Here is a 3107-nt window from a genome sequence, read left to right on the forward strand (position 1 = left end):
GCCCGAAGCAGACGGCGGTCGTCGTGATGGTGATGCCGAAATCACTGGGGGTGCCGGGTGACAGTAGCCGGGTGGCTGAAAGCGCGAAGATGACGAACAGGCCGACCCCGCAGCCGGCGGGCACGAACCGCAGGCCGCGTTGCCACCAGGTGGCCGGCACTGCATGGCGGCCGAGCGGGAGTAACGCGACGGCCCAGAGCAGCCCCATCAGGACGACAAGCCCGAGGCCGAACAGCCCGTAGATGGACAACAGCGATCCGTGGATGTCGGCGGTTCCCGACACCTCGGCCACCGTGTGCAGGTCCGCGCCCCGGATCGCCACCTCCACCGGCATCAGTCCGGTGGCCCGGCCGTCGAGGTCGCGCATATCCAGGTCGACGGTCCAGTTCGCCGATCCGCGGGCCGGGATGGTTGTGCGCACCCGGGTGTCGTAGTCGAAGAAGGTGAGGCCGAGCATGGTTCCGCTCAGCCGTACCGAGTCGACGGGGACGTTCGACCGGGTCAGGTTCTGCACGCTGACCACCACGCGGGCGACCGCACTGGCTCCGAGGACCACGTTGTCCTCGCCGAGGGGCTGACCGTCGACGGTGACGCCGAGTTCCACCCCGTCGTCCGCCGCATGGACCGGAGACGCCATGGGTAACATGAGCCAACTCAGGCACGCCGTCAGGCAAACGGCGACAAAAATACTTTCCCGCGCCGACCTCTCCGTCAGCAATCTGACATTCACCGCTTCCCCCCGTGGCCCGGATGACCGGCAACGCGACTGTTATCCCACCGATCGTCGTATGGTGGGGCTTCCGCCTAACGTGCATCACGTTGTCTCCGCCGGTCCGGGGCAGGCCGCCGGCAACGGGCGTGTTGCCAGCCGCACCCGGGGGGCGCTCTGGTGTCTGGCCATCGAGTATCTGGTCGATTCGTGCGACGGCCGTCGCGCGGTCTGGTGCCGACGGTGTTTGTCGTTGTGCTGTTCCTGGTCGGCGGGGCCGGCGTCGCCACGGCGATGGTCAGTCCCGAGACGTCGACCGGGACATCGACCGAGGCGTCGTCGGGGTCCATCTCCCCGTCCCCAGCCACCTCCCCATCCCCAATCCGGTCCATCTCCCCGTCCCCGCTGCCGACCGCCTCCACGTCCCCACCGCCCATGCCGAAGCCGGTGCCGAACCCGGTACCGAACCCGGAGACCCCCAGCGGTACCCCGTCTCCCTACTCAGATCCGAGTACGACGATCTGCCCGTCGGGGACGACGACGGACGCTGGTGGGCGCTGCACGCCCAGTTCGCCGGCCTGCCCGGCCGCGGCCACGGGCAATGCGGGCGGCCCCTGCGACCAGCACGGTCCGGCCTGCCCACCGAGCACGCCTCGATCGGCCGACGCAGCGGCGTCATCACCGCCGAACGGTGCCTGCCCACAACCCCGGTGCGCCTCCGGGCCGGCGTCGGTGTCGACATCAATGCCAGGTACAGATACAGGTACAGGATGTGATGGCGGCGGTCCCCAGCAATGCACGACGCCGGCCCCCGCGTTGCCGCTCGGCCTGGTCGACGCGATGCCCTGCCCCACTCCCACGGAGGACACGGAGACCACGTCACCTCCCATCACCTCGTCCCCGGTCACCGACTCCACCAAGCCGGGCTCCAATGGGGAGAAGGAGACCTCGGTTACCTGTCCGGACGGGTCCGTGCGCCGATCGGCCGACCAGTGCCCCTTGCCGCAGAAGGCCTGCCCCGGTTCGGTGGTCGGCGTCGCCGTGGGCGAAGCCTGCCCGCCGCCGCGGCCATCCCCGCCGGTTCCGGTCGTCTGCTGGGACGGTTCCGTGCGCGCGGCGACGCTCGACTGCCCCGCCGGGCGCCGGCTCTGCCCCGGCGGCCTCGCGGTTCCGCTCGACGAGCAGTGCGCGGCACCCACCCCGTCTCGCTGCCCGAAGGGGACGGTGCGCGTGCTGGGCGTGTGCACACCCGTGTCCGAGCCCGGCGGGTCCGAGCCGGATGTGGGGGAGCCGGTGGCACGCGAGGCACGTCCCGGTGAGCTGTTGTTCGACCGGAGCGCCGTGACGGCTGGAGATACGCTGTTCGCCCGGGGTACCGGCTGCAGACCCGGGTCGCAGGCCATGCTCACCGCGGGCGGCGAGCTGGTCGGACGGACCGTTGCCGACCAGGACGGCACGTTCGAGACCGTGGTCCAGTTCGCCAGCTTCCAGCCGGGTTACCGTCCGGTCACCGCCGCCTGCGGAGCTAACCTCACCGCCGGTATAGACATGGTGCTGGTCTCCGCGGACACCAGCGATTCGCCTCCATCGGTGCTGCTTCCGCTCTTCTTGGCGCTGTCGTTCCTGGCCGTGCACTACCAGATAGCGGCCCGTGGACGTCGGCGCGCCAGGTCGCAGCGCCGTTAGGTGCCATGCGCCGCCAGACATTACCGGGTGTTGCCGGGTGTTACCGGTGCGGGTGGACTGCTGACCGACACCCTTGAGAACCTCGGGATCCTCGACAACCTCGGGCGGGAGTGATCATCTAATGTCCCACCCACCCGGCCGGAGTGGACCCGCGGACCGACCCGCGGATCATGCTGCCTCCGAACCGACCGAGGTCGGTCCCTATCGGCTGGTGCGGCGTCTCGGCGCGGGTGGGATGGGGAGCGTCTACCTGGGGGAGAACACCGCCGGTGGTCTGGTCGCGGTCAAACTGATCCGGGCGGATCTCGCCCGGTTGGCCGAGTTCCGCAGCCGGCTCAAGCAGGAGGCCGACAACGCCCGGCGGGTCGCTCGTTTCTGCACGGCGGCGGTCCTCGACGTCGACATCACCGCCGATCCGCCTTATCTGGTGACCGAGTACGTCGACGGGCCGACGCTGTCCGAGGCGGTCGGCACGCGCGGCCCGTTAACCCCGGCGGAGCTTCATCAGCTGGCGGTGAGCATGACCACCGCGCTGATGGCGATCCACCAGGCCGGACTCGTGCACCGGGATCTGAAGCCGTCCAACATCCTGCTGTCCCGGCTCGGACCGAAGGTGATCGATTTCGGTATCGCGCGCGCCCTGGACTCTGCGACGGTACTCAGCGGGGATCGCCAGCTCGGGACGCCGGCGTTCATGGCGCCGGAACAGGCC

At 69.9% G+C, this 3107-nt stretch carries 4 protein-coding genes; 2 read left to right on the forward strand and 2 right to left on the reverse strand.

The window, feature by feature from the left end; all coding sequences use genetic code 11:
* Nucleotides 1–637, reverse strand: a 637-nt coding sequence (locus AC08OU_RS24020; protein ID WP_476605888.1) for a hypothetical protein, incomplete at its 3' end; no start/stop codon positions are given.
* Nucleotides 638–1206: 569 nt separating this feature from the next.
* A complete protein-coding gene (locus tag AC08OU_RS24025) occupies nucleotides 1207–1956 on the reverse strand; it encodes a hypothetical protein (protein WP_476605889.1) in 750 nt (249 codons plus the stop codon).
* 46 nt (nucleotides 1957–2002) lie between these two features.
* Between AC08OU_RS24025 and AC08OU_RS24030 the strand changes: the two genes are divergently transcribed.
* Nucleotides 2003–2395 carry a hypothetical protein gene (locus AC08OU_RS24030; protein ID WP_476605890.1) on the forward strand — a complete coding sequence of 131 codons (393 nt, stop codon included), beginning with the start codon at nucleotides 2003–2005 and terminating at the stop codon, nucleotides 2393–2395.
* Nucleotides 2396–2516: 121 nt separating this feature from the next.
* On the forward strand, nucleotides 2517–3107 hold a 591-nt coding region (locus AC08OU_RS24035), incomplete at its 3' end, for a serine/threonine-protein kinase (RefSeq protein WP_476605891.1).

Source organism: Frankia sp. CcMO1 (assembly GCF_977945845.1).